General features: G+C 40.7%; 24 protein-coding genes. 14 read left to right on the top strand and 10 right to left on the bottom strand.

Annotation, left to right across the window (positions count from 1 at the left end; all coding sequences use genetic code 11):
* Positions 1-39 precede the first annotated feature (39 nt).
* The 5 genes from VOI17_RS16235 to VOI17_RS16215 form a co-directional block, all read right to left on the bottom strand.
* A complete protein-coding gene (locus VOI17_RS16235) occupies positions 40-1,362 on the bottom strand; it encodes an NAD(P)/FAD-dependent oxidoreductase (protein WP_323758277.1) in 1,323 nt (440 codons plus the stop codon).
* 11 nt (positions 1,363-1,373) lie between these two features.
* Complete coding sequence (gene kynU, locus VOI17_RS16230) at positions 1,374-2,642, bottom strand: kynureninase (protein ID WP_323758386.1); 1,269 nt, start codon at positions 2,640-2,642, stop codon at positions 1,374-1,376.
* Positions 2,642-3,136, bottom strand: coding sequence for a methylated-DNA--[protein]-cysteine S-methyltransferase (locus VOI17_RS16225; RefSeq protein ID WP_245658032.1), 495 nt, complete (start codon positions 3,134-3,136; stop codon positions 2,642-2,644). The genes kynU and VOI17_RS16225 overlap by 1 nt, the downstream gene beginning before the upstream one ends.
* Before the next feature lie 3 nt (positions 3,137-3,139).
* Positions 3,140-4,153 carry an amidohydrolase family protein gene (locus VOI17_RS16220; RefSeq protein WP_323758276.1) on the bottom strand — a complete coding sequence of 338 codons (1,014 nt, stop codon included), beginning with the start codon at positions 4,151-4,153 and terminating at the stop codon, positions 3,140-3,142.
* Between the two features lie 62 nt (positions 4,154-4,215).
* The gene (locus VOI17_RS16215) at positions 4,216-4,749 is read right to left on the bottom strand and encodes a 3-hydroxyanthranilate 3,4-dioxygenase (RefSeq protein WP_323758275.1); all 534 of its coding nucleotides are present in this window, start codon (positions 4,747-4,749) and stop codon (positions 4,216-4,218) included.
* A gap of 88 nt (positions 4,750-4,837) precedes the next feature.
* Here VOI17_RS16215 and VOI17_RS16210 point away from each other — a divergent pair, with 88 nt between their 5' ends.
* Complete coding sequence (locus VOI17_RS16210; RefSeq protein ID WP_323758274.1) at positions 4,838-5,626, top strand: SDR family oxidoreductase; 789 nt, start codon at positions 4,838-4,840, stop codon at positions 5,624-5,626.
* Positions 5,627-5,635: 9 nt separating this feature from the next.
* A complete protein-coding gene (locus VOI17_RS16205) occupies positions 5,636-7,081 on the top strand; it encodes an aldehyde dehydrogenase (RefSeq protein WP_323758273.1) in 1,446 nt (481 codons plus the stop codon).
* Between the two features lie 362 nt (positions 7,082-7,443).
* On the opposite strand, the gene VOI17_RS16200 is transcribed toward VOI17_RS16205, so the two are convergent.
* Positions 7,444-8,175 (bottom strand): carbon-nitrogen hydrolase family protein, encoded by a 732-nt coding sequence (locus tag VOI17_RS16200; RefSeq protein WP_323758272.1) that lies wholly within the window; start codon positions 8,173-8,175, stop codon positions 7,444-7,446.
* Between the two features lie 119 nt (positions 8,176-8,294).
* Here VOI17_RS16200 and trxA point away from each other — a divergent pair, with 119 nt between their 5' ends.
* The 3 genes from trxA to VOI17_RS16185 all read left to right on the top strand — a co-directional run bounded on the left by trxA (position 8,295) and on the right by VOI17_RS16185 (position 10,711).
* Positions 8,295-8,594, top strand: a complete 300-nt coding sequence (gene trxA, locus VOI17_RS16195) for a thioredoxin (protein ID WP_323758271.1) — start codon at positions 8,295-8,297, stop codon at positions 8,592-8,594.
* A 325-nt stretch (positions 8,595-8,919) separates the two neighbouring features.
* Positions 8,920-10,077 (top strand): acyl-CoA desaturase, encoded by a 1,158-nt coding sequence (locus VOI17_RS16190; protein WP_323758270.1) that lies wholly within the window; start codon positions 8,920-8,922, stop codon positions 10,075-10,077.
* Between the two features lie 145 nt (positions 10,078-10,222).
* The gene (locus VOI17_RS16185; protein WP_323758269.1) at positions 10,223-10,711 is read left to right on the top strand and encodes a GNAT family N-acetyltransferase; all 489 of its coding nucleotides are present in this window, start codon (positions 10,223-10,225) and stop codon (positions 10,709-10,711) included.
* Between the two features lie 187 nt (positions 10,712-10,898).
* On the opposite strand, the gene VOI17_RS16180 is transcribed toward VOI17_RS16185, so the two are convergent.
* The 4 genes from VOI17_RS16180 to VOI17_RS16165 all read right to left on the bottom strand — a co-directional run bounded on the left by VOI17_RS16180 (position 10,899) and on the right by VOI17_RS16165 (position 15,467).
* A complete protein-coding gene (locus tag VOI17_RS16180) occupies positions 10,899-12,518 on the bottom strand; it encodes a class I SAM-dependent methyltransferase (protein WP_323758268.1) in 1,620 nt (539 codons plus the stop codon).
* Between the two features lie 68 nt (positions 12,519-12,586).
* Entirely contained in the window at positions 12,587-12,961 is a 375-nt protein-coding gene (locus tag VOI17_RS16175; protein WP_323758267.1) for a cyanoglobin, read from the bottom strand.
* Complete coding sequence (locus tag VOI17_RS16170; RefSeq protein ID WP_323758266.1) at positions 12,961-14,214, bottom strand: aminotransferase class I/II-fold pyridoxal phosphate-dependent enzyme; 1,254 nt, start codon at positions 14,212-14,214, stop codon at positions 12,961-12,963. Before VOI17_RS16170 ends, VOI17_RS16175 begins: the two co-directional genes overlap by 1 nt.
* Positions 14,211-15,467, bottom strand: a complete 1,257-nt coding sequence (locus tag VOI17_RS16165) for an NfeD family protein (RefSeq protein ID WP_323758265.1) — start codon at positions 15,465-15,467, stop codon at positions 14,211-14,213. The genes VOI17_RS16170 and VOI17_RS16165 overlap by 4 nt, the downstream gene beginning before the upstream one ends.
* A gap of 169 nt (positions 15,468-15,636) precedes the next feature.
* On the opposite strand from VOI17_RS16165, the gene VOI17_RS16160 reads away from it, so the two are divergent.
* The 9 genes from VOI17_RS16160 (at position 15,637) to nadD (ending at position 23,486) form a co-directional block, all read left to right on the top strand.
* A complete protein-coding gene (locus tag VOI17_RS16160; protein WP_323758264.1) occupies positions 15,637-16,428 on the top strand; it encodes a DUF4905 domain-containing protein in 792 nt (263 codons plus the stop codon).
* Positions 16,425-17,288, top strand: a complete 864-nt coding sequence (locus VOI17_RS16155; RefSeq protein WP_323758263.1) for a LysM peptidoglycan-binding domain-containing protein — start codon at positions 16,425-16,427, stop codon at positions 17,286-17,288. The genes VOI17_RS16160 and VOI17_RS16155 overlap by 4 nt, the downstream gene beginning before the upstream one ends.
* A 3-nt stretch (positions 17,289-17,291) precedes the next feature.
* Positions 17,292-19,250, top strand: a complete 1,959-nt coding sequence (locus VOI17_RS16150) for a hypothetical protein (protein ID WP_323758262.1) — start codon at positions 17,292-17,294, stop codon at positions 19,248-19,250.
* A gap of 26 nt (positions 19,251-19,276) precedes the next feature.
* Entirely contained in the window at positions 19,277-20,071 is a 795-nt protein-coding gene (locus VOI17_RS16145; protein ID WP_416376057.1) for a TIGR02757 family protein, read from the top strand.
* 70 nt (positions 20,072-20,141) lie between these two features.
* Complete coding sequence (locus VOI17_RS16140) at positions 20,142-21,308, top strand: 6-bladed beta-propeller (protein WP_323758261.1); 1,167 nt, start codon at positions 20,142-20,144, stop codon at positions 21,306-21,308.
* Between the two features lie 111 nt (positions 21,309-21,419).
* Positions 21,420-22,028 carry a sigma-70 family RNA polymerase sigma factor gene (locus tag VOI17_RS16135; protein ID WP_323758260.1) on the top strand — a complete coding sequence of 203 codons (609 nt, stop codon included), beginning with the start codon at positions 21,420-21,422 and terminating at the stop codon, positions 22,026-22,028.
* Between the two features lies 1 nt (position 22,029).
* Positions 22,030-22,332 carry a hypothetical protein gene (locus tag VOI17_RS16130; RefSeq protein WP_323758259.1) on the top strand — a complete coding sequence of 101 codons (303 nt, stop codon included), beginning with the start codon at positions 22,030-22,032 and terminating at the stop codon, positions 22,330-22,332.
* Between the two features lies 1 nt (position 22,333).
* The gene (gmk, locus tag VOI17_RS16125; RefSeq protein ID WP_323758258.1) at positions 22,334-22,906 is read left to right on the top strand and encodes a guanylate kinase; all 573 of its coding nucleotides are present in this window, start codon (positions 22,334-22,336) and stop codon (positions 22,904-22,906) included.
* A 4-nt stretch (positions 22,907-22,910) separates the two neighbouring features.
* A complete protein-coding gene (nadD, locus tag VOI17_RS16120) occupies positions 22,911-23,486 on the top strand; it encodes a nicotinate (nicotinamide) nucleotide adenylyltransferase (RefSeq protein WP_323758257.1) in 576 nt (191 codons plus the stop codon).
* The last annotated feature ends 90 nt before the right edge of the window (positions 23,487-23,576 follow it).

The raw sequence follows: 23,576 nt of genomic DNA, 5'->3' as shown, positions 1-23,576 counted from the left end.
TAGTTTTCAGGTAGAAAGATGTGTGGTAAATGTAAATTATTACAACTTCCTCACAATCCCCTCAAAATCCAGCCCTTCCCAAAGCTCTTCAATATTCGGTTGGGCTAACACTTGGTCCATAATGGCTTGTTGTTTTTTGCCTAGGGCATGGGCTTCGGAATAGCGGAAATCGCTAAAAGTAACCATGGTGTAGAGCGGCACCCATTTTTCTGGAAAAAGTTCGTTCAGGCGCTTTTCAATTTTCTTTTGCAGCACAAACATTGGGTCGGCTACTTTGTCGCGCATTTCTATAAAGTTATAGAGCGCCAAATCGGCAATGGCGTTTCCATCAGGAATTCGCAAGGCCTCATACTCCGCCAGTAGGGCAGGATTGATTGCTCCGTGCTTCTCTAGTAATTCATTAAAGACAAAGCAATCTTCAAAGCCCGCATTCATGCCTTGGCCATAAAATGGCACTAGCGCATGGGCGGCATCGCCAATCAATGCAGTATTTCCTTTTACCCAAGGTTTGCACCTCACGGTAATCAGACTGGAAGTAGGATTTTCGAAAAACTCAGTTTTCAATTCAGGAAGGAAAGGCAGCGCATCTTTGAACTTACTTTCGAAGAATTGCTGAACATCCTCTTCTGTTTTAATCGCTTCAAAAGATATTTTCCCTTCAAAAGGGAAGAAAAGGGTACATGTAAAACTCTTGTCTAAGTTGGGCAAGGCAATGAGCATGTATTCGCCTCTTGGCCAAATGTGAAGTGCGTTGGGGTCTAAAGCAAAATCGCCATTGGCCATAGGGGGCATGGTCAGTTCTTTATAACCAGCCGAAATATATTCTTGCGCATAATTGAACCTGTCGGTTTTTTGCATGGCCGAACGTAAGGCGGAAAATGCACCATCGGCCCCAAAAAGAAAATCGGCACTTATCTTTTTACCATTTTCAAAATGGGCGGTGGCGGTATCAAAATCTACTTCCTCACATTTATGATCGAAACGAATTTCAACGCCATGCGCTTCGGCTTCGCTCATCAACAGTTCGTTCAAGCCACCTCTGGAAACCGAATTAATAAATTGACCTTCTTTTCCGTAAGGTTGAAAACCAAGGTTTCCTTCCAAATCATGAATCATTCTGCCGGGCATCGGAATACAGCTTTCCTGTACTTTTTCTTTCAGACCTACTGCATCTAAAGCTTTCAGCCCACGCCTGCTTAAGGCGAGGTTGATAGAGCGTCCGCCTAAGGCACCTGCTTTACGCATGTCGCTTCTGCGTTCAAAAATGGTAACAGAATAGCCTTTCTTCGCTAAGAAAATTGAAAGTAATGAGCCTACAAGGCCCGCTCCCAAAATTGATACTTTTTGATTCTGGCTATCCATGATTACATCATTTAGAGGTTTTTCTTAAGTAGATGAGCAAACTGATACACGTCTTCGAAACGGTTATAAAGTGGAACTGGCGCAATGCGGATTACATTAGGCTCGCGCCAATCTGCAATCACTCCAGCGGCAGCCAGTGCATCAAAAAGTCTTCGGCCATCTTTATGGAAGAAAATGGAGAGCTGACATCCGCGTTGCTCAGGATCTGAAGGCGTGATGATTTCGAAAATACCAGAATCACCAGCTATGTCTTTGATCAAAAACTCAAGATAGCCCGTTAGTTGTAAGCTTTTCTTCCTCAGTTTTTCGATTCCAACTTCATCAAACAATTCTAAAGCGGCCAAATGAGAAGCCGTAGAAATTACGTTTACATTGCTCAGCTGCCAACCGTCTGCACCGGGCATGGGCTGGAAACCCTTTTTCATTTTAAATCTTTCTTTTTCATCGTGACCCCACCAGCCTGCAAATCGGTCAAGTGAACTGTCATTGGCATATCGTTCATGAATAAAAATTCCTGAAACGTTTCCTGGGCCAGAGTTTAAGTATTTGTAGGAACACCATGTAGCAAAATCCACATTCCAGTCGTGCAATTGCAAAGGCACATTCCCGAAGGCATGGGCCAAGTCAAACCCAACTTTAGCGCCTACTTTTTGGCCCGCTTCAGTAATCGCTTTCATGTCGAATAACTGGCCCGTGTAATACTGAACGCCACCAATGAGCACCAAAGCCAGTTCATCGTCCAGTTCAGCTATTTTGCTTAAAATGTCTTCGCCACGCAGCGTATGCTCACCAGTTCTAGGTTTGAGTTCAATCAGCGCTTCATCAGGATTGAGTCCATGAAATTTAAGCTGAGTTTCGAACATGTATTGATCGGAAGGAAAAGCACCTGCTTCACAAATGACTTTGTAGCGCGTTTTGGTAGGCTTAAAAAACGACACCATCAGCAAATGGAGGTTCACAGAAAGGTTGTTCATAGAAACCACCTCGATTGGTTTTGCCCCTACAATTCTAGACAAAGCATCTTTGCTGAATTTATGGTATTCCATCCAAGGCCTTTTGCTCGATGCAAAATGTCCTTCTACACCCAGGGTTTCCCAACCTTTCATTTCTTCTTCAATATAAGTTCTGGCGGTTTTGGGTTGAAGGCCAAGTGAGTTTCCAGTAAAGTAATAGCTGTCTTTGCCATTCACTTTTGGAATATGAAAACGATTGCGGTAATCTCTTAAGGGATCGTTTTTGTCTAAATACTGAGCGTATGCTAAAGTGTTCTCGTAAGTCATTAAAATAAACTGGTTTGTGCCATTCCAGGCATGCTCTTTTCGTGTTTTAATAGCCAAGCTTTTTTATCGAGCCCGCCTGCGTAGCCCGTCAAACTTCCATCTGAGCCAATGACTCTGTGGCATGGGATAATAATAGCGATTGGGTTTTTGCCATTGGCAGTTCCTACGGCCCTAATCTTCTTTATATCTCCTAACTTGATGGATTGTTTAGCATAAGTGCTCGTTACTCCAAAAGGAATGTCTTGTAGTACTTGCCAAACTTCTTGTTGAAAATCGGTTCCTTCTGGTGCCACAGGAATGTTGAATTGCTTGCGCTGCCCAACGAAATATTCGTGAAGCTGCTTTTTGCATTTACGCACCACTAACGGAATAATTCCTTCGTTCTCTTCTCCTATTTCATCCACAAAAACCACCATCTTTATGGCGTTTGCGTCCCCCACTATTTTGATGGCGCCCAAGGGCGAATCCATGTACGTGATTGCTGTATTTTTCAATGCTTAGTTTAAAAATTGTTCCTTAGATAAGTTTAACCACTCTAAAGTGGCATTGCAGAATATGTCTTCCACCACTTCGTTCGATAAGCCCATTTTCTCAATAAAGGCCCCAATTTCGAGGTCGCCTAAAGGGAATGGGTAATCAGAACCAAGGGTGATTCTTTTAGAGCCCTGCATCTCTAAAATGTATTTCATCATTAATGGGTCGTGGGTGATAGAATCTACCCAAAACTTCCCAATGTATTCCCGAGGGTTTACGGTATTGTCAATCGCTACTAAATCTGGGCGGCAGTTAAAACCGTGCTCAATTCTTCCAATGGTCGGTAAAAAGGAGCCTCCGGCATGAGAGAAGTTGAACCTTAAGTTCGGAAGTCGCTCCAAAACTCCACCAAAAATAAGTGAGCAAGCGGCCCTTGAGGTTTCGGCAGGCATGCCTACCAACCATGGCAGCCAGTAACGTTCAATGCTATGAAAGCCCATCATGTTCCAAGGGTGAATCATCACGGCCATGTCTAGTTCTTCGCAAGCTTTAAATATTTGAAAGAAGCGTTCGCTGCTTAAGTTTTTGTCATTGATGTTCGACCCAATCTGAATACCAGGCAGGTTCAATTCGTTTTTACAACGGTGTAATTCCTGAATGGCCAAATCCTCATCCTGCATCGGGATAGTGGCCAGTCCGATATAGTTCTGAGGATAGTCGCGGCAAATGCCTGCAATATGATCGTTCAAAAACTGACTGATTTCCAATCCGTGATGTGGTTGGGCATCGTAAGAAAACATAACCGGAATGGTAGAAATGACCTGCACTTGCGTTCCAAACTGTGCATATTCTTCCATTCTGATTTTTGGATCCCAACAATTTGATTGGATTTCACGGAAGAATTTGCTGCCTTTCATCATCATGGCTGCCCCCTCTTTGTGGTGGTGCAGATGAATGAAATCACCATAGCCAAACTTCTCTGTCCATTTGGGCAGATGTTCTGGAATGATGTGGGTGTGCATGTCTATCTTCAACATAAAGTGTATTGGTTATTAGTAATTAGTTATCAGGAACCTGATCACTCTTAACTCATTTTCTCTTAACTATTTACGAACCTAGGATCCGTTTTCATCACATGGCCGCAGTTATTACAAGTTCTAAGTTCTTCTGAACCGTAGAATTCGCGGAAGCGAGGAATGAAGTCTTTTTCAATATTGGTAAGCTTAAAATAGGTATCGTGTAGTTTGTTGTTGCAGTTGTCGCAAAACCACATTAGTCCATCGTTATGTTCAGGTTTTCTCACCCGCTCAATGACTAAACCAATCGAGCCTTCGGAACGCATAGGAGAGTGGGGCACTTTGGGTGGGTGTAAATACATATCGCCCGCTTTTAGAGGGATGTCCACCGCTTTTCCATCTTCCTGAATTCTTACCGTAATTTCGCCTTCTAGCTGATAAAAAAGCTCTTCGGTTTCGTTATAATGGTAGTCTTTTCGGGCATTTGGGCCACCTACAATCATCACAATGTAGTCGGTGCCTTCAGGGTAAAGGTTTTTATTTCCAACGGGTGGCTTTAGTAAGTCACGGTTTTCATCAATCCATTTTTGCAAGTTGAAAGGTCGTTTTACTCCCATGGTCTGTTCTATTTAGTTCTTGGCGAATTTAACGAAATTCGGGAAAGGCTAATTCCAATTTTGTAACTTTACTCAATACACAATTGCTATGAATTTAAATTTAAAAGGAAAACGAGCATTGGTTTGCGGTAGCACCCAAGGAATAGGTAAGGCTGTGGCTGAAGAATTGGCCAATTTGGGCGCTAATGTAACCTTGCTGGCTAGAAATACTGAAAAACTCAATGAGGTAAAAGAGTCCCTCTTTTCCTCTGGTGGGCAGAATCATCAAATCCTAACTGCGGATTTCACCAAAGTTGACGAACTGAAGAGCATTATTGAAGCCCATATCGCAGAGGGAAATGTCTATCATATTCTGATCAATAACACTGGCGGCCCTGCTGGTGGGCCAGCTTTAAATGCTGATGTAGATGAATTTAGAAATGCCTTTGAGCAGCATTTGGTGTGTAATCACATATTGACCCAAGCTTTGGTGGATGGAATGAAACACCAGACTTACGGCCGAATTATCAATATTATTTCTACCTCAGTTAAAATGCCAATTCCTGGCTTAGGGGTGTCGAATACCATTCGAGGAGCTGTCGCTAATTGGTCTAAAACCTTAGCGAGTGAGTTAGGTAAATATGGGATTACGGTAAATAATGTATTGCCGGGCGCCACTGCTACACAGAGACTTTCTTCTATTATTGAAAACAAAGCGAAGAAATTAGGTAAGAGTGCTGAAGAAGTGGAAGAAGAAATGAAGCGAGAAATTCCAGCGCACCGCTTTGCAGATGCCTCAGAGATAGCAGCAGCGGTAGCTTTTTTAGCAACCCCCGCAGCGGGCTATATCAATGGAGTCAATGTACCAGTAGATGGTGGAAGAACGGGCTGTCTTTAAGTTGAATCAATGGAAAGAATTCTGAATTATATCAATGGCGAATTGGTCGAGCCTATCTCTAAAAGCTATTTAGAAAACATCGATCCCTCGCGAGGGAAGGTATATGGTGAAATTCCAGACTCCGATGAGCGGGATGTAGAATTAGCGACTCAAGCGGCAAAGGATGCATTTTCAATTTGGGCAGCAACTCCGCGAGAAGAGCGCTCACGTTTAATGCTCAAAGTAGCTGATTTGATTGATACCAATTTAGAAAAGTTGGCCAAGGCAGAATCAAAAGACAATGGGAAGCCAGTGAAGTTGGCTACGAGGGTAGATATTCCGAGAGCATCGGCCAATTTTAGATTTTTCGCTACCGCTATTCTTCATGAAAGCACTGAGGCACATCAAACAGATGGACTTGCTTTTAATTATACTGAAAGGTCACCTGTCGGGGTTGCAGGATGCATTTCGCCTTGGAACTTACCTTTGTATTTGTTTACATGGAAGATCGCTCCAGCATTGGCTGCTGGCAATACTGTGGTAGCAAAGCCCTCAGAAATTACTCCTATGACGGCCTTTTTGCTGTCAGAATTATGTATTGAAGCAGGTTTGCCCAAAGGAGTTTTAAATATCGTTCACGGTTTAGGGCCAAAAGTAGGGCAAGCCATTTCGGAACATCCTGACATTCCTTTGATTTCGTTTACTGGAGGAACGGCCACAGGGAAACAAATTGCAGCTACAGCAGCTCCAATGTTCAAAAAGCTTTCTTTAGAGCTAGGAGGGAAAAATCCGAATATCATATTTGCAGATTGCAATTTTGAAGAAGCACTCAAAACTACGGTTCATTCAAGCTTTGCGAACCAAGGGCAGATTTGTCTTTGTGGTTCTAGGGTCTTTATCGAACGACCTATTTATGAGAAATTCAAAAAGGCTTTAATAGACAAGACTAATGCATTGAAAGTAGGAGACCCTGCTGATGAGTATTCTAACCTTGGGGCAGTAGTTTCAGAGGGGCATATGAAGAAAGTGCTTTCTTATATTGACTTGGCCAAGTCGGAAGGCGGAACCGTTATAGCCGGAGGCAAGCAAGTGACGCTTGATGGTGAATTTTCAGGAGGCTACTACATACAACCTACTATTATTGAAGGCTTAACATATGATTGCAGCACCAATCAGGAAGAAATTTTTGGACCAGTAATCACGCTTACTCCTTTTGATACCGATGAAGAAGTTTTGGCTATGGCCAACAGCACACAGTATGGCTTGGCTGCTACAGTCTGGACAAGCAATTTGAACAGAGCTCATTCGGTGTCTTCCAAACTTAATTCTGGTATCGTTTGGGTTAATTGTTGGCTGCTACGTGACCTTCGAACACCCTTCGGTGGGGTTAAGAATAGTGGGGTAGGTAGAGAGGGCGGATGGGATGCCTTACAGTTTTTCTCTCAAAAGAAAAATGTATGTATTAAACTTCTGTAATAATGTATAGTGCAAAAGCTTGCATTTGAACAGCAATCAGTGATTTTTGATAAAAAGCGGATAAGTTTTTGTTTTTATGCTTAAGTTAAGTTTTAATTAACAAAAAATCCGTTTATGTTTGTTTAGCTGTTGGGTAATATCAAGTACTCAAAGTTTTGGTCGAGGAGAGTTCCAATCTTCTAAGGATCTAGTAAAACTCAAGAAGATTTTAATAAGGAATAATGTCTATTGAAAGATAGATTAAAGATAAGTCTGGGTATAGGAATCGTGAGATTCGCTATAAGTAGTTAGTTACCCAGGTGTTTAGGTGAAAGGGAGTCGCTCCAACGGGGGTGACTCTTTTTTTGTGCCCGCTTCAATAATCAACTGCTAAAGCAAATACTTGTGGTTTGGGTTGTGGTGTCCAGAATCAAAAGGCCTTCATTAATGTCATCAAGTTCACTAATCATGTCTCCGTCTTTGTTCCATATAGCGGTTTCTCCTGCGCACTCCCCGCCATCTGACATTCCGATACAGTTAGCCATTAATACATTCATGGAGTATATACTGGCAATATTTGCCAATTCAGCCTTGGCTTTATTAACCCCGCTTCTAAACTTAGCCACGCTGGTAATGTATATTTCAGCACCACATTTAAAAGCATTTTCTGAATGCTCTGGAATTGAAATTTCATAGCAAATGGCCAAGGCAATTTTGTAGTTTTCAATCTTTAAAGACAAGGAGTTGTCTCCAGCTTGAAAGTAAGGCACTTCGTCAGCATGTAAATACCCTTTAGAATACACCTGAATCGGTTGGTTGGGTTGAAATATAAGCATGCTAATCGTAATGCCCTTGGCTGTTTTCATTGGTACACCAACCCCGATAGCGATATTCTTCTTGTCGCTAATGTTTTGGAAAACCTCCAAACGAACATCTTCTTTTTCAATGGCTAGGCTCTTAGCTAGACTTGGTTCGTAGCCAGTAAGAGACAGCTCAGGGAACACAATTAGCTTTACTCCTTGCGAAACTCCTAAGTCAATGATTTTGAGGTGCTGATGGATGTTGATATCAATATTACCTGGAATGGGCTTTGTTTGAGCGACACAAATTTTCATCGTTAGCAGAGATGATTATAATTCAAGTTCAATTTAGCACAATTGGCTAATTCAAAAGTATAGAATTCGGAACGAATCCTTTTGAATGAGGGTTTTGATAATGATAAAAAGCATATGGTATGAAAGGAAAATTTGAAACTCTAATTGCTCAAGACGCACCAGTGTTGGTTGACTTTTATGCGGATTGGTGTGGGCCTTGTCAGGCCATGGCACCCGTTTTAAAAGAAGTGGCCAAAGCCCACGAAGGAAAGGTGAAGATCATCAAAGTAGATGTGGATAAAAACCAGCCGCTTGCTCAGAAATTTGGCGTAAGGAGTATCCCGACTCTTATTTTGTTTAAAAATGGCAAGCTAGTTTGGCAGAAAGCAGGGATGCAAACGATAAAAAACTTATCTGATTTATTGGCAAAAGAGATTTAAAAATCGATTGGCTACAAAAATATTTACCTATCCAATTATAGCATGATCTAGTTAGCGTGTTTTAAGATAAATTTTAGAAAAAATCTAGATGGATTAAATAGAAGCTAACAAAAGGAGTTGATTTCTTTATTATTCTGTATTTCTGCCTTATGAATATAGACCTGAACTTGGTTTTATAGGTAATTATGAAGTGGCAAACCTTATTTTATTGTGTTCAACATGCCTTAAGGCTAGTAAATAATTCGTAACTTAGGCGATAAGAATTGCATGAGAGATTCAACTAACTATATTGTCAAATCACTCCTCTCAGCCTAGTAATTAGCCTATGAACTCAGACGTTTTAGAGCACAAAACTGCCCCTTCCGAAAAAAAGTTCCAGAAAGTAATTTTTGACAAATTCACGCAAGATGGCTTTCAAAGAGATGTCAACGAAAGAGTAGATCGTTATTTCACTTCAAATAATATAGCTAAAACCGCCACTAGCGGAATGGTTTTTAAAACCATTTGGATTTTGGTTGGCTGGGTAGCTACCTATGCTTTAATAATATCTGGTTTGGTGAGTCCGGTAGGGATGTTCCTTTTGGCTTTAGGGCATGGATTCCTTTCTGCTATGATCGGATTAAATATTGCCCATGATGCAATCCATGGCTCTTACACAAAAAATCAAAAATTGAATGAGCGCTTAGGACTCACATTCAACTTTATGGGGGCCAATGATTATGTGTGGAAGATCAGTCATAATTTAGTGCATCACACTTATACCAATATCCCCGAACATGATGGTGATATAGATCAACCACCAATTTTAAGACTTCAGCCCAACCAAGACTTATGGTGGGTACACCGTTTTCAGCATATTTATGCTTATTTCTTATACAGCCTTGCCACAGTATCTTGGGTTTTTGTAAAAGACTATAAGAAGTTTTTTCAACATCAGCTAGGGGGTCATTACAGAAAAAATTTCCCAAAGAGAGAAATCTTCAGACTGTTCTTTTATAAAGCACTTTACTATACTGTATTCTTAGTCATTCCAATTATCGTGATTGACTTGGCTTGGTACTGGATTGTTTTTGGTTTTATAGCAGCGCATTTATTGGAAGGGTTTACTGTAGCGGTCATTTTTATGTTGGCACACATTATTGAAGGAACTTCTTTTCCTGAGCCAGAAAAAGATGGGAAGATTGGAATGCCTTGGGCTGATTTACAAATGCATACCACAGCTAATTTTGCAATTAAAAACAAGGTGGTAAACTATCTATTCGGAGGATTAAACTTCCAGATTGAGCATCACTTGTTTCCGAAAGTTTGTCATGTCCATTATCCTCAAATAGCAGAGATAGTAAAGGCAACAGCTAAAGAGCATGGTCTTCCTTATGTTGAGCACGAAACCTTCTTTGGAGCTGTAGCATCACATACCCGTTTCCTTAAGCAGTTTGGTACAACTCCTAAAGGAGTTGTAATACCTAGAGTGGTTAACGCATAGAGGTTGCAATCAAGAATTTTGAAATCCCGTTAGTCTATCTCGATTAACGGGGTTTTTTGTTTTAAATCATTGGTCAATGATTCATTGAAAATTGATTTTGCCGCTCTACATTTGCATAAATAAAAACCTCGTTAGTTTATTTATTGTGCCAGAAGAATCCTCTAAACCAAGTGCAGAAATCATTGATATTTCTGATACCCCTGAACTATTTTTAGAATTGCTTCCTAACGACTGGAAGTTAGAATTAGAATCGAACTGGAAAGAATTTGCGCCAGCGGTTAAAGTATATGGAATTAAGCTGAACCAAGAGCTGATAGGTGGAGGCTTGGTTTTTTCTGACCAAACTTCAGAAACTGACAATTACCCTCCAGTAGCTGAATACTATTTCGATAATGGCTTTTTATACATTGGCTACCTTTGGGTGGCTGAGATATTTAGGGGACAAAATTTAGGTGATTTTTGGCTAAACTCAATTTTCGAAATGTACCCTAAAAACCCTTTTTGGCTTTCGATTGAAGATGCAGGGTTGGCTAAATTCTATCTGAAAAACGGTTTTACGCTTGAGAGAGAAGTGATGTACTCAGGAGGAAAGGATTGGATCTACGTAAGGAAATCAGCGTCTGATTTAGTATAATAATGTACCCAAAAGCAATCTCCTGCCCTTGTTGGAGTTGTCTCCAACAAGCTGGAGACACTTAAAAACAGCTTTTTTTATCAATAGATAGCTCTTTTTTTAGTAATAAAAGTCTAAAGCCTTGGCGGTTTGTGGGTGAAAAACACCCACAAAGGCAGAGGATAGCTCATCGGGAAGGGAGTTAAAATTAACCCTCCCCCTTAAATAGATTTACCGTTACTGTTGCTAAATCGGAATTCGGGAATTTCCTAAATTTTGAAGAGTCTTGGTATAAACCTGCTTCGGCTAAGATCTTAACAAAGATATCAACCTCAACGATGTATTGGTCGGAAAAACCATGCGTAGCATCATAGGCTGTGGCAGAAGTTCTACCCAAGTTTTTCGCTACCAAGTCTGGGGCAACGGTATGTAATTCGATCAATAACAACCCAAACCTTTCTACATAAGGTGTCCATTTGGTGAAGTGCCCCAATAGCGAATCTTCCACCAAATTATTGTTGATGCGTTTCCCTTCAAAAGCAAAAGCTCCTGTCGAGTTACTCACCCTGTCTTTGTTAATGTGGGTTGGCATTTCCCAAATTCTGTTGTGGTCTAAGAATGTTCTCACATTCAAAAGTTCGCCAAGTTCAACCCCATAATTTTCTTTTAGGTCTTTGGCCAATAATGCCGGTTGACCAATGTCTCCCCAAATTACTTTTGCCCAAATATCGGCTTGAATTAGGTTGGCCTTGGTGATTTTTAATGCCGCTTCATTATAATCTACCCCAACCAGAATGAGTGGGTGTTCATCAAGCATTTTACCTCTTAAGGTTTGTTGCTCTATTACATCAAATAAGTGCTGAAGGAAGGCGCCATTTCCACAGCCCATATCTAAAATTCCTTTCGGCTGCTGCTCAATCGGCTTGTTAAATAGCTCAACAATAATTTCGTCAACGACTTTGAAATAGCCTGAATGCGCACCACCACTGCCCCATACATTCATGGCACGGTCCACATGGCTTTCGGGTTCCCCTGGTTTGGTTTCCTTTAGCACTTTTGGGTTACCGAAAATCAAGTCTTCTAACTTTCTAAAAGTAGGAATATAGGATACGGTAACACCATAGGCACTTGCTCTCTTGGCATAGAAAAGGCCTGTTTCGGTGAACTCATAATTGCCATTGACTTCTGTAAACCAGCCTAAATGGGTGAAAATATCAAGAAGCTTCTTAAAGTTTTTAGTGTCTTTATGGAATTCTTCGGGTCTGAATTTTGCCTCCATAAAGTACTTATGGAACATGCCGTTCATGCTCATATGCACAATGCTTGGTCCGATCAAAATACCTTCAATATGAGCTAGTATCTGTTCTTGAACAGCTTTTTCTGTTGGGTTCTCAGAAAAGCTGATCCCGTAATTTTTCTTAAAATTCTCAAAAATTTTCTCAAGCAACTGGAACGGTTCCACCTCAAATTTTCTAGGATGAAAATTCTCTGAAAACTTTAAAAGCTCAACCACTTCTTTGTAGAGATCGATATAAGGAAATGCTAAAACTCCTTTATTGGTAATAGCGTAAGTGATCTCATCTTTGGCGTTATCCACCGTTTGGGTTAACCAGCCTTGGGAGGCCAAAAGTCGAAGCCCAACATTCAAATAACCTTCGTTTGCCTTAAACTCTTGGGTGATTTTTTCCAGCGATGCTTCTTTATGCGCTAAAAGGTATTGAAGTACCCCTTTTTGCTTTAAAGCATAAGCCGTTGGGGCTGTGCCAATACCATCTAAATGTTGAAATAATCTGCTGCGTAATTGACTTTGAGATTCTTTAGATAGCATAGTTGTTGCGTTTTCTTTTGTTCACGAAGATACATTTCTACCTGTATCGTCTGTGTTTTAATCCTGTATTATTTGTTAATCATATGCTGCGCTGCGCCATAGACATATTCCCAAAAAGCGTCTTTTTCAGCTTCGGGAAAAGTGGCTTTTTCTAGGGCCGCGTGCATGTGCTTGAGCCAGTGCGTTGCTTCTTCGGTACCTATCTTCCACTGAAAATGTCTTCGCCTCAGCATCGGATGTCCACGTTCGTCAGTATAAGTTTGTCTGCCACCCAGTGCTTGAATGAAGAACAACTTGAGTCGGTTTTTGGCTGGTAGCAAATCTTCAGGATACATTTTTCTGATCAGCTCGTCCTGCTCCAACTCAGCATAGAAATCATCCACCAGTTTCAGAATGTTCTCTTCACCAATGCGTTCATAAAGCGTTTGACCTTTTTCAGACATTATACTTTTTCAAAAGCTTGCGAGAAATCTTTTAAAAGGTCGTCTGGGTTTTCAATTCCTGTCGAAATTCTGACCATACTTGGTGTAATGCCCACGGCCTCACGGTCTGCTAAAGTCATATTAGAGCTACTCATGGTAAAGGGGTGCGAGGTAAGGGTTTCCGTGCTTCCTAAACTCACGGCCAGTTTTGCCAATTTTACTGCATTTAAAAAACGGAAAGCTTCGGCTTCGCCACCGACTACATCGAAGGCCAACATGGCACCGCCAGAAGTCATTTGTCTTTTGGCCAATTCATATTGCTTGTGGCCTTCAGCAATGTGTCCGACATAATATACCTTGGCTACTTTCGGATGATCGCGCAAGAAGTCTGCTAATTTTGATGCATTCGAAGCCTGTTTTTCCATGCGTAGGGAAATTGTTTCTAAGCTTCGGCTGATGAGCCAAGAGGTCCACGGAGAAGCCATACAGCCCAAGCCACTACGTACTTTCTTAATGCGTGACACCAAAGCACTGCTTCCAGAAATGGCGCCAGCAATTAAGTCGCTATGGCCACCAATATATTTTGTTGCCGAATACATGATTAGATCTGCACCGTGGTTGATGGGTTTTTGCCAAAGCGGCCCCATATAGGTGTTGTCTACAGCCACAATGGTTTTGTTGCCTTGATTTGAAAAACGTGCGGCAACGCGCACCGTCATTTCAATATCAATTAAGGTATTGGTAGGGTTGGCGGGTGTTTCTACATAAATACAAGCCAATCGATTTTTTCTTGGGTGCGCCTCGATTAAGCTTACGATTTCCTCTTCCGTCATATCTGGACTAAAAGCCAGCGACTGGACATCGAATTTTGGAAGGAAGTTCTTGATAAAAGCATCGGTGCCACCATAAATAGGGAAGGACATCAGTACCAAATCACCCGCTTGGCAAATTTCTAAAAGCGAGGTAGTGATAGCAGCCATCCCACTTTCGAAAAAAGCCGATTCTTCCGATTCGTCCAGTAGAGAAAGGCGCTTTTCAGCAGTGACTAAATTGGGGTGATTCAGTCGGGTGTAGATCAAGCTTTTGCTTAATTCGTCTGCTCCAGCTCCGCCATATACTTTTTCGAAATAGGCTTTTCCTTCTTCGGCTGTGGCAAACTCGAAAGTTGAAGTTTGGAAAATTGGGTTCTTAATAGAATTTCTAACCAATGACGGTTCATGCCCATAGCTCATCATTAAGCTTTCGGGACTAAATTCAGAGTGATTGTCGCTCATACTTTTTTCGATCTAACTTTTATGGAAGTTCCTTCTTGGCTAATTACCGTTATTTTTTCGCCCTTTTCAACATATTCTCCACGGGTGTAGGCGTCATATATTTCTCCATCAATTTCTATTCGTCCACTAGGCCTCAATGTGGAGAAAACGACTCCTTCTTTTCCTATCAAATCAGCGGTGTAAAAAGAAGAAGTATAACCATCGGCTTTGCGCTGTTCGCTCATGAGTGCCACTCTGCTGAACATCTTCGATTCTGTAAACCGATAGCCCAGCCCGAATATTAGTAATATGGCCCCGAACATGCCTGCAAAAACTACAACGGCAGCGGTGCTCAGTTCACCAGAGGGTACATAATCAAAGTTGAAGAAGTCGTTATCGAGCATCACAAAAATAAGCGCCATGACTACACAAGAGATACCTGCTATTCCTGCTACGCCAAAACCTGGAATCACAAAGACTTCAAGTGCAATGAGGATAATCCCGATAAACAGCACGGCAATTTCCCAATTGGCGGCAAGTCCATTGAGGTAATAAGGGGTGAGGTAAAACACCAAAGCTATACCAGCTGCAGCCAGCGGAAAACCAATGCCTGGCGTTTGCAGTTCGAAGTAAATCCCACCTACAATCACCAAGATCAAAATTCCGCTAATAAATGGGTTGAGGAAGAAGGCGATGATTTTTTCAGATTCGGCCAATTCGTAATTGATCAGCTCATAATTCTCAATATTGTTTTTGGACAGTAAGTCTTCAATGCTGGTGACTTGCATTTCGCAAAAGCCATTTTTGATCGCTTCAGAAGTGGTAAACGTAATTGTTTTTCCTGCTTCAGTAACGCCTTCAATTTCGATACGGTCGTCCACCATGCCTTCAGCAATAGTAGGGTCACGATTGGTTTGTTCGGCTGTAGAACGCATAATCGATCGCATGTAAGATTGGTATTTGTCTGGCGCTTGGCTTCCGTCTTCACCAAGGACCACGGTAGCGGCACCAATATTGGCACCTGGCACCATGTAGATGCTGTCGCAGGCAATTGAAATTAGCGCACCAGCTGAAGCTGCATCGTTATTGATGAACACCCAAACTGGTTTTTCGTATTCTAAAATTCGGGTGCGAATATCATTAGCATCGTTTACAGCACCACCATAGGTATCCATGTCGATGATAATGATATCGGCATTTTCATCCGTGGCTTGGTCCAAGGCTAAATCCACATAGCGGTTCATCCGCGGATCAATATCATTACGGATCTCCATTACGAAAATCCTTTTTTTTGTGGGGTCTTGGAATGGATTCCATTTGGCAAAAAGCCCTGCGCAAAATAAAATGGCGAGGCAAACCAACCCTATTCTTCGTACAAATTTCAACATCGCTTTGATAGGCCTATGAATCGGCTATTTTTGTGTCAAAATACAAAGAAACGCATTGCCAAAGCAACTTCACTTACAGTTTTCGGAAGTATTCCCTACAGATATTTGGGAAACCGCCCTTTCCAACGATCGGTTGCTGATTAGTAACCGTAATGGAGAAGCCATGGAAGCGACTTTTTCGCTGTTTCATTTGGGCAGTCAGCAGTTTGAATGGAAGGCCTTGGGCTTTGATGAAAACTGGTGGGTAACTGTCTATGCTTTTGTAGGTGATGTCATTGTTTTTCAGATTTTTAATGATGCTCAAAATATTGAAGAACGCTCTGTTTTTGGCTTTGATGCAAACACCCAAGAAGCAGTTTGGTCGGTGGATAATATTAATGTGTGTGGCCTAAATGGTTTTGCGCTTTCGCTCAAAACGAATGAGGAAGAAGCTGAAGTTTTCTCGATTGATATTCGAACGGGAAATGAAATTTTAAGTGCAGAAGAAGATTTTTCGGTCAAATCTATGTCGGGAAGCCTAATTCTTCCGTTCCATTACACAGGCGACAGTGATCACTTTACCACGGTTGTTCGTTTTTTAAAGGAATTTACTGAAGTCGATTTGGTTGGCGCTTGCGATTATCTTGAATATGAAGGGCTTATTTTTATTTCAGCACACGAAAAGCTGGAACAGAATTTGACTAACAAGCTTTATGTTTTTAATGCAAATGGTGAACTTGTTTTGAAGGAAGTTTTAGCGCAACATGCTAAAGGACTAGCCTCAGATACTTTTTATATCGTTAATGAACAGCTTATATTTGTTAAAGAAAAGCGCGAGGTCAAATGCTATTTAATAAAGGATTTATGAGAAAGTTTTTGTTGAGTTTGTTGGTGTTAGTGATGGCGGCAACGTCAAGCTTCGGTCAAGCAGACTCGCTAGGAATTAAAAAGGAAGGTGAAAAATACTTTGTAATCCATAAGGTGGCTTCTGGTCAAACACTTTACTCTTTGGCGCGCAGGTATGGAACTACGGTAACCGACATAAAGGTAAAGAATGCCGAATTGGTGAATGACCTACAAGTGGGGCAAATCATCAATATCCCTTACGGAAAACCAATGGGCCAACCTGAAATACCAACAAAGACAACGCCTCAAACCAGTAAAAATCATACAGTTGCTGCTGGTGAAACACTCTTTTCTATTTCACAGAAATTCAACGTTGATGTTAATGAGCTAAAGAAATTAAATAATCTTACTTCCAATTCATTGTCCGTTGGGCAAACCCTAAAAATATTTGTTGGTGCAACCAAAACTGAAACGGTAACAAAACCAATAACAACTCCTATTGAAAAGACCATCGAGAAACCAAAAGCCAAAGACTCAACTCAAGAGATGACCAATTCAATGAATTCGGAGGCTGAAGAAATTGTTGAAGAGTCTTACAATGGAAGTCCTTTCAATGAGATCGTTGAAGAAGGCCAAGCGGAGCTTATTATTGAGGATGAGTCATCCACCAAATTTTTGGCTTTGCATAAAACAGCCAAAGTGGGCACTGTAATCAAAGTAAAAAATCGCATGAACAACCTTACTGTTTATGTACGTGTGGTGGGTGAAATTCCTGATACGGCAGATAATAAAAATATTTTGATCAAACTCAATAAGAGGGCCTATGATCAATTAAAGGCTTTGGACAATCGTTTCCTTGTGGAACTGAGCTATTTTCAATAACTCATGAGGAGAGTCTATGCCAAAACGATATTCATCTTTTTGGCTTTTCTTATGCTGAAAAGCCCTGCTTTGGCTTTTCAAATTCCATCCAACGATACCCGTCAAAGTGCTTTTCAAATTCCTTTAGGGCCTAATGGCAACTTCTTTTCTAAGGGAGACCAGTTTAGCATCAGCGGTGCTTCTGGAGATGGAACTTACTACAGTCAATGGGGTAGCAGGGCCAGTAGAAGTGTCTGGTTTAAATTTAAAGCCCCCGCTTCTGATAAAATCATTATTACTGTTGAAGGACAAGAGTCCTACATCCAACTGGCCTTGGTCAATTCTAACGATGAAGAATTGGCGAGTTCTGCCTTTGGTTACCCTGTCAATTCGGAACAATTGATGTACTCTGGTCTCAGAGAAGGCGAAGAATATTTCATTGTGGTGGACAATCCAATTGAAGGAAAAGCCATGGGCCAATTCACTTTAAATTTTCAGAATTACCTACTGACTACGTGCACCCAACCTTATGTGTTGGCATTGGACAAAGATGGGAACGGCAGGATTGAAATTGATGATTTATTGAACGCAGACTGCTATTGGCCTTGCGCTGGCGTAGAATGCTCCCGTGAGCTGAAAAAATCAACATTCGACTGCGATGACTTGGGTGAGAACTATGTAACCATTAAAGGAGTTGGAGCAAGTGGAACAGCTTATTATGGAACCACTTTGGTGAAGGTGGTAGATAATATACCTCCTACTATTGCCGCACGAAATATTCGAGCAAATATCACAGACGGAAGTTCTGTAAAAGTGGACCCAAAGAATGTAATTCTTTGGCGTTGCGGAGTGATTGGTTCTATTCCAAGTCCTGATCCCGTTCCTGGAGCTGGTGAATCCTTATTCTTTCAAGACGCTCCTTGTGCTAAAGATAATTGTGGAATTGTGCTTTATGAATTGAGCAAAACCACCTTTACCTGTGACGATCTGGGTGAAAACGAAGTGACAGCCCGAGTAGTAGATAAAAGCGGGAATGAGGCAACCAAGAAAGTGATTATCACAGTCTATGATATGACTGCCCCAGTGGCTAGAGCTATAAATGCCACGGTTTATTTGGGAGCAGATGGTTTGGCAAAGGCAGAAGCAGACCTAATGGATGGTGGCTCTACTGCTGGTTGTGCAGGCTATGAAACATCATTAAGCAAATCTATTTTCGATTACAATGATTTGGGCGAAAACAAAGTGGCTTTTATTGTTAGAGATGACCGTGGTAATTTAGCTTCAACTATAATAGAAATCACGGTTAAAGACACTTTAAAGCCAGTAGTCATAAGTCAGCCTGCACGAATGTATTTAGATGCAACCGGTAAATTAGAAGTTCGAGATGCCATACCGTTGGCTAAGCTTTGTAGCGATGCTGTGATTGCCGTGAGAGAAAATGGTGGAGGTTTTGAACCAGACGGAAGTAAAGAAAACGTGTTTTTCGAGATGTTCTCAAAACAGGGAGGTTGCACAAAAGACAATGCCCAAATTAGCGAGTTTTGGACAGAGCCAAGGGAGTTTACTTCTGCCAATTTAGGCGAAAATGAAGTAGAGCTTTTTGTTTCAGATATGTCTGGAAATTATAGTTCTACCAAAGCTAAACTGACGATTCTTCCTTTTAATTCTTTCTGCAAAAACGAGCTTTGGGCTGTCAAATCAGGAGACTGGAACGACCCCAATATTTGGTCGGACAAGGAAAATGGAGATGTAATTGGTATGGTGCCTTGTGAAAAGACAACAGTCAATATTAAAGGTCAAAAAGTTGATTTCCTTACCGAAGGAGAAATTACAGTGAACACCGTAAATCTTTTGGAGGGAAGCGATCCAACGGAATTAAATATTCAAATGGGCAGTTTGAAGATTAAACAAGCCATGAGCCAAAAAGGAAACGTAACCTTGAAGCAAAGCCAAATAGGGAAGTTGGAAGTGATAAAGAAGTAGATTTAGCCCACCATATTTATAGCCACTTGATTTCCGACAAACTCAAAGATTTCCTAGACGCTAAAGTAGAGCAATTCAATCAGCCTAATTTTATTGAGAACGATCCAATCGTGATTCCTCATAAATTCTCGAAAAAGGAAGACATAGAAATCACGGGTTTTTGGGCTTCCATATTGGCTTGGGGTCAGCGTGTTACCATCATCAATAAATGCAATCAGCTGTTCGGTCTGATGGACAATGCTCCACATGATTTTATAATGAATCACAAGGAATCAGACCTTAAGCGTTTACTGAATTTCAAACACCGTACTTTCAACACTACCGACACCCTTTATTTTATCGCTTTCTTCAAGGATTTCTACACACAGCATGATTCGCTTGAGCATGCTTTTTTAGCAGGAATGAAGTCTGGAGATACCGATATGGCGAATAGCCTTATCCAGTTTCATAATTCCTTTTTTGCTTTGCCCGATGCTCCTGAACGCACCCGAAAACACATTGCCACGCCCGCCAGAAAATCGGCCTGTAAAAGGCTAAATATGTACCTGAGATGGATGGTGCGACAAGACGACAAAGGAGTTGATTTTGGCATCTGGAAGAATATTTCACCAAGCCAACTAGTATGTCCCTGCGATGTCCATGTGGATCGAACTGCTAGAAAATTGGGGCTGATTACCAGAAAACAAACCGATTGGCGAACCGCCATTGAGCTTACCGAAAACCTTAAAGCGCTAGACCCGAATGATCCCGTGAAATATGATTTCGCACTTTTTGGTTTGGGAGTCATTGAAGGTTTTGAGCACGAGTCAATCTCATTTTAGCCACTCGTACTCTAGTTGCTAGTGCTAAATTTCTGTGTATAATTAAGTTTTTAGTTTAAATTAACAACTTATGCATGACTTTAAGCGGCTTCTTTTTTTGTGTTTACTGGTTTTTGGGGTTCTTTCAATTTCTTCTTGTTCTAAGTCTAAAGGTTCGACCCAAGACATTAATAGTGTAGTGATAGGAGCCGAAAAAGTGATGAAGTCATGGGATTTAGATTTTGAAAAAAATGATGTTCAAATTTATCCTTTAAGCAATAATGATGATTTACTGATTAGTAATGTCCAACACATGGATTTTTTGGGTTCAAATGCTGTGTTATTCGATAACCGTATTCATCAAATCTTGATCTTCAATTCGTCTTATGAGCTTATAAAAAGAATTGAGTCAAAAGGTGAGGGCCCAGGTGAGTTTAAGTTTTTGGAATGTTTTTTCGTGGACAAAGAGAAGAATGAAATAGTTGTGTACGATTCGCGGTTGTTTAAATTCTTGACTTATGATGCTAAAGGTCAGTTCATCAAAGAAAAAAAGGTGGAGTATTTTGCCAGAGACCTGTTTAAGGTGGGTGATAAGTGGCTGATTAACAATGCATGGAGCGATGATAAATCCAATCCTTACCAAATATTTGTCGCAGACGAGAACTTTGAAATCTTTAATAAACTTAAGGTGCAGGATAAAAGCATTGTTTCCACCATTGCGAACCCTGCATCTTTCATAGAGACAGACGCTAATGATATCATTTTTTATGAACCGCTTTCTGATACGGTATATCAATTAAACTCTTCTTTTGATAAACTTACCCCCTTCCTTCTTTTCGATTTCCAAGGGTTGGAGTACACTGAAGACTTGCTGTATTCTAGCCGTATAAGAGAATTTATTGACAAGGTAGGGCGTGGAAAATACAAAGGTTGGGTTAGAGGCTTGTTGATTAATAGTGATGACATGCTTTTTCAGTTTTACGAGACAAACGGATCGAAGAAATTGGAAAACGTGATGGCATTGTATCAAGCAGAGCAACTAAAATTATTTTCTCAATTTACAATTGGTGGAGGCTTAAAGGTCTTTTATCCTAAGTTGATAAAAGACGGTAGATACTATAGTGTATTGTCTTCAGAGGTAATTGAAAACTTTAGAGAAGAGGGTTTGGAAGAAAAAAATCTATCCCTAAGGGTTTCTGAGCTTATAAAAAACGCAAAGAATAATGGTTATACATACATTGTTTCATTCAAACTGTGATTTCAGGGAACTGTCTTTGACTGAAAAATTTGGAGTTTATACTTTCCTTTTTAAATCCTTAATGCTTCCTGATTTTAGGATAGGGCAATTAATATTTGCTATTTTTGCACCATGTCTGAAGAAGCTGTGAACAAAGAAAATCAGGGGACGCAAAGACAGAAATACAGCGAGAAAGAAGCCGCTCGTGTTTTTGATCAGGAATTCATGCCACATGTTAATTCCATGTACAATTTTGCGTATCGACTTACATTTGATGAGGATGATGCTAAAGACCTAGTACAAGATACTTATTTGAAGGCCTTTAGGTTTATCAACTCATTCGAGCAAGGAACTAATGCCAAAGCGTGGTTGTTCCGCATTTTGAAAAACAGCTTTATTAACGAGTTCCGTAAAAAGAGCAAGCAGCCCGCTAAGGTGGACTATAATGAAGTTGAGTCATACTACAATTCTGACGATATAGATGAAAGCATCACAACCGATCTAAGGGTTGAAACTGTTCAGCACATGATTGGTGATGAAATCACACTGGCGATGAATAGCATTCCAGTAGATTTTAGAACAGTTATTATTCTAAGCGATTTAGAAGGATTTACTTACGAGGAAATGTCTAAAATTTTAGATATACCAATTGGTACCGTTCGTTCTAGATTGCATAGGGCAAGAAACATGCTGAAGGAAAAACTTTCTTCGTACGCAAAGGAAATGGGATATAACAAATAATATGAAAACCATGAGTGAGTTCTCAGACTGGTTCAAAAGTAGTTTCAAGGAATGTTATTGCGAGAGGGGTAATCTGGTGGATGAAAAGAGATTTTCTGAAATTATTCAGCTAGTGCTAGATAACGAAGCAGACGAAGAGTCGCGCGCCATCTTTGAAGAAAAAATTAGAACCTGTGTTAAATCAAACGGTAATTACGAGCGCGAAAAATGTGTGCAAGAAAGCATAAAGCAAAAACTTTGTGAGCACAAGCAAGAAATACCTGAAGACCTAGCCAAAACCATTAAAAAGAGCATCGGTCTGTAACATGGGTAAAGGAAAAGCATTCATTTTCACTGCACCTTCTGGGTCGGGCAAAACTACCATTGTAAAGCACCTGCTTGCCAATAACCCTAAGCTAGGTTTCTCAATATCTGCTAGTACACGCGATAAACGCGGTCGTTCCGAAGAAAACGGAAAAGACTATTACTTTCTGAGCAAAGAAGAGTTTCGTCAGAAGATAGAAGACGATGCCTTTGTGGAATGGGAAGAAGTGTATACTGGTAATTATTACGGCACTTTAAAATCAGAAGTAGAACGCATTTGGGCCGATGGTCGTCATGTGGTTTTTGATGTTGAAGTGAAAGGAGCCTTAAAACTTAAACAATATTTTGGCGATGACGCCCTGGCCGTTTTTGTAAAAGTCCCTTCTATGGAAGAACTTAAAAGACGATTAACTGGCCGAGGTACTGAATCTGCCGAGAGTCTTTCACAGCGTTTCTATAGGGCTGAATTTGAAATGACATTTGAAAACAAATTTGATGTTACTTTAGTCAATGAAAACCTAGAAGAATCTTTTGCAAACGCAGAGGTTTTGGTTGCTGACTTTCTAAACAAATAAGATTTTGCGCATCGGTCTCTTTTTTGGTTCATTCAATCCTATTCACATAGGTCACTTGGTAATTGCCGATGTCATGGCCGATCAGACTGATTTAGGTCAAGTTTGGTTTGTGGTAAGCCCACAAAACCCTTTTAAAAGTTCCAAAACTTTGCTCCACGAATTTGATCGACTGAAAATGGTCGAATTGGCCGTGGCTGATAATTTTAAGTTTAGGGCTTCCGATGTGGAATTCCACATGCCCAAACCTAGTTATACAGCCGATACACTGGCTTATCTCTCTGACAAACATCCAGAGCATGAGTTTGTGCTCATTATTGGCGAAGACAATTTGGTGCATTTCCATAAATGGAAAAACTATCAGGCCATTTTAGACAATTACGGACTTTATGTGTACCCGCGTCCGCAGGTAGATCGTTCTAAAATCAAGGTGGCCCACGAGAGTATTAAATATGTAGAGTCACCCATGTTGGATATTTCAGCCACATTTATTCGTGACGCCATTCGCAATGAGCATTCCGTTCAATACCTCCTTCCAGAAAACGTAGCCGACTACATTCGCTTCAAGAAATTTTATCAATAAGGCTATGAGAAATGGGATTGAGAATTTTTTTTCAAACCCAGACGCCTAATTAGTTGTTCTTCACGTCTATTAACTAAGTTGATAATGTAC

Source organism: Roseivirga sp. (assembly GCF_034669765.1).
GTDB lineage: Bacteria > Bacteroidota > Bacteroidia > Cytophagales > Cyclobacteriaceae > Roseivirga.
This window is presented reverse-complemented; position numbering and strand designations above follow the sequence as displayed.

Excerpts from the sequence above, each read along its gene's own strand:
- VOI17_RS16235 (WP_323758277.1), bottom strand. The coding sequence starts at position 1,362 with ATGGATAGCCAGAATCAAAAAGTATCAATTTTGGGAGCGGGCCTTGTA.
- kynU (WP_323758386.1), bottom strand. The coding sequence starts at position 2,642 with ATGACTTACGAGAACACTTTAGCATACGCTCAGTATTTAGACAAAAAC.
- VOI17_RS16220 (WP_323758276.1), bottom strand. The coding sequence starts at position 4,153 with ATGTTGAAGATAGACATGCACACCCACATCATTCCAGAACATCTGCCC.
- VOI17_RS16215 (WP_323758275.1), bottom strand. The coding sequence starts at position 4,749 with ATGGGAGTAAAACGACCTTTCAACTTGCAAAAATGGATTGATGAAAAC.
- VOI17_RS16210 (WP_323758274.1), top strand. The coding sequence starts at position 4,838 with ATGAATTTAAATTTAAAAGGAAAACGAGCATTGGTTTGCGGTAGCACC.
- VOI17_RS16205 (WP_323758273.1), top strand. The coding sequence starts at position 5,636 with ATGGAAAGAATTCTGAATTATATCAATGGCGAATTGGTCGAGCCTATC.
- VOI17_RS16200 (WP_323758272.1), bottom strand. The coding sequence starts at position 8,175 with ATGAAAATTTGTGTCGCTCAAACAAAGCCCATTCCAGGTAATATTGAT.
- trxA (WP_323758271.1), top strand. The coding sequence starts at position 8,295 with ATGAAAGGAAAATTTGAAACTCTAATTGCTCAAGACGCACCAGTGTTG.
- VOI17_RS16190 (WP_323758270.1), top strand. The coding sequence starts at position 8,920 with ATGAACTCAGACGTTTTAGAGCACAAAACTGCCCCTTCCGAAAAAAAG.
- VOI17_RS16180 (WP_323758268.1), bottom strand. The coding sequence starts at position 12,518 with ATGCTATCTAAAGAATCTCAAAGTCAATTACGCAGCAGATTATTTCAA.
- VOI17_RS16175 (WP_323758267.1), bottom strand. The coding sequence starts at position 12,961 with ATGTCTGAAAAAGGTCAAACGCTTTATGAACGCATTGGTGAAGAGAAC.
- VOI17_RS16170 (WP_323758266.1), bottom strand. The coding sequence starts at position 14,214 with ATGAGCGACAATCACTCTGAATTTAGTCCCGAAAGCTTAATGATGAGC.
- VOI17_RS16165 (WP_323758265.1), bottom strand. The coding sequence starts at position 15,467 with ATGGAGATCCGTAATGATATTGATCCGCGGATGAACCGCTATGTGGAT.
- VOI17_RS16155 (WP_323758263.1), top strand. The coding sequence starts at position 16,425 with ATGAGAAAGTTTTTGTTGAGTTTGTTGGTGTTAGTGATGGCGGCAACG.
- VOI17_RS16150 (WP_323758262.1), top strand. The coding sequence starts at position 17,292 with ATGAGGAGAGTCTATGCCAAAACGATATTCATCTTTTTGGCTTTTCTT.
- VOI17_RS16140 (WP_323758261.1), top strand. The coding sequence starts at position 20,142 with ATGCATGACTTTAAGCGGCTTCTTTTTTTGTGTTTACTGGTTTTTGGG.
- VOI17_RS16135 (WP_323758260.1), top strand. The coding sequence starts at position 21,420 with ATGTCTGAAGAAGCTGTGAACAAAGAAAATCAGGGGACGCAAAGACAG.
- VOI17_RS16130 (WP_323758259.1), top strand. The coding sequence starts at position 22,030 with ATGAAAACCATGAGTGAGTTCTCAGACTGGTTCAAAAGTAGTTTCAAG.
- gmk (WP_323758258.1), top strand. The coding sequence starts at position 22,334 with ATGGGTAAAGGAAAAGCATTCATTTTCACTGCACCTTCTGGGTCGGGC.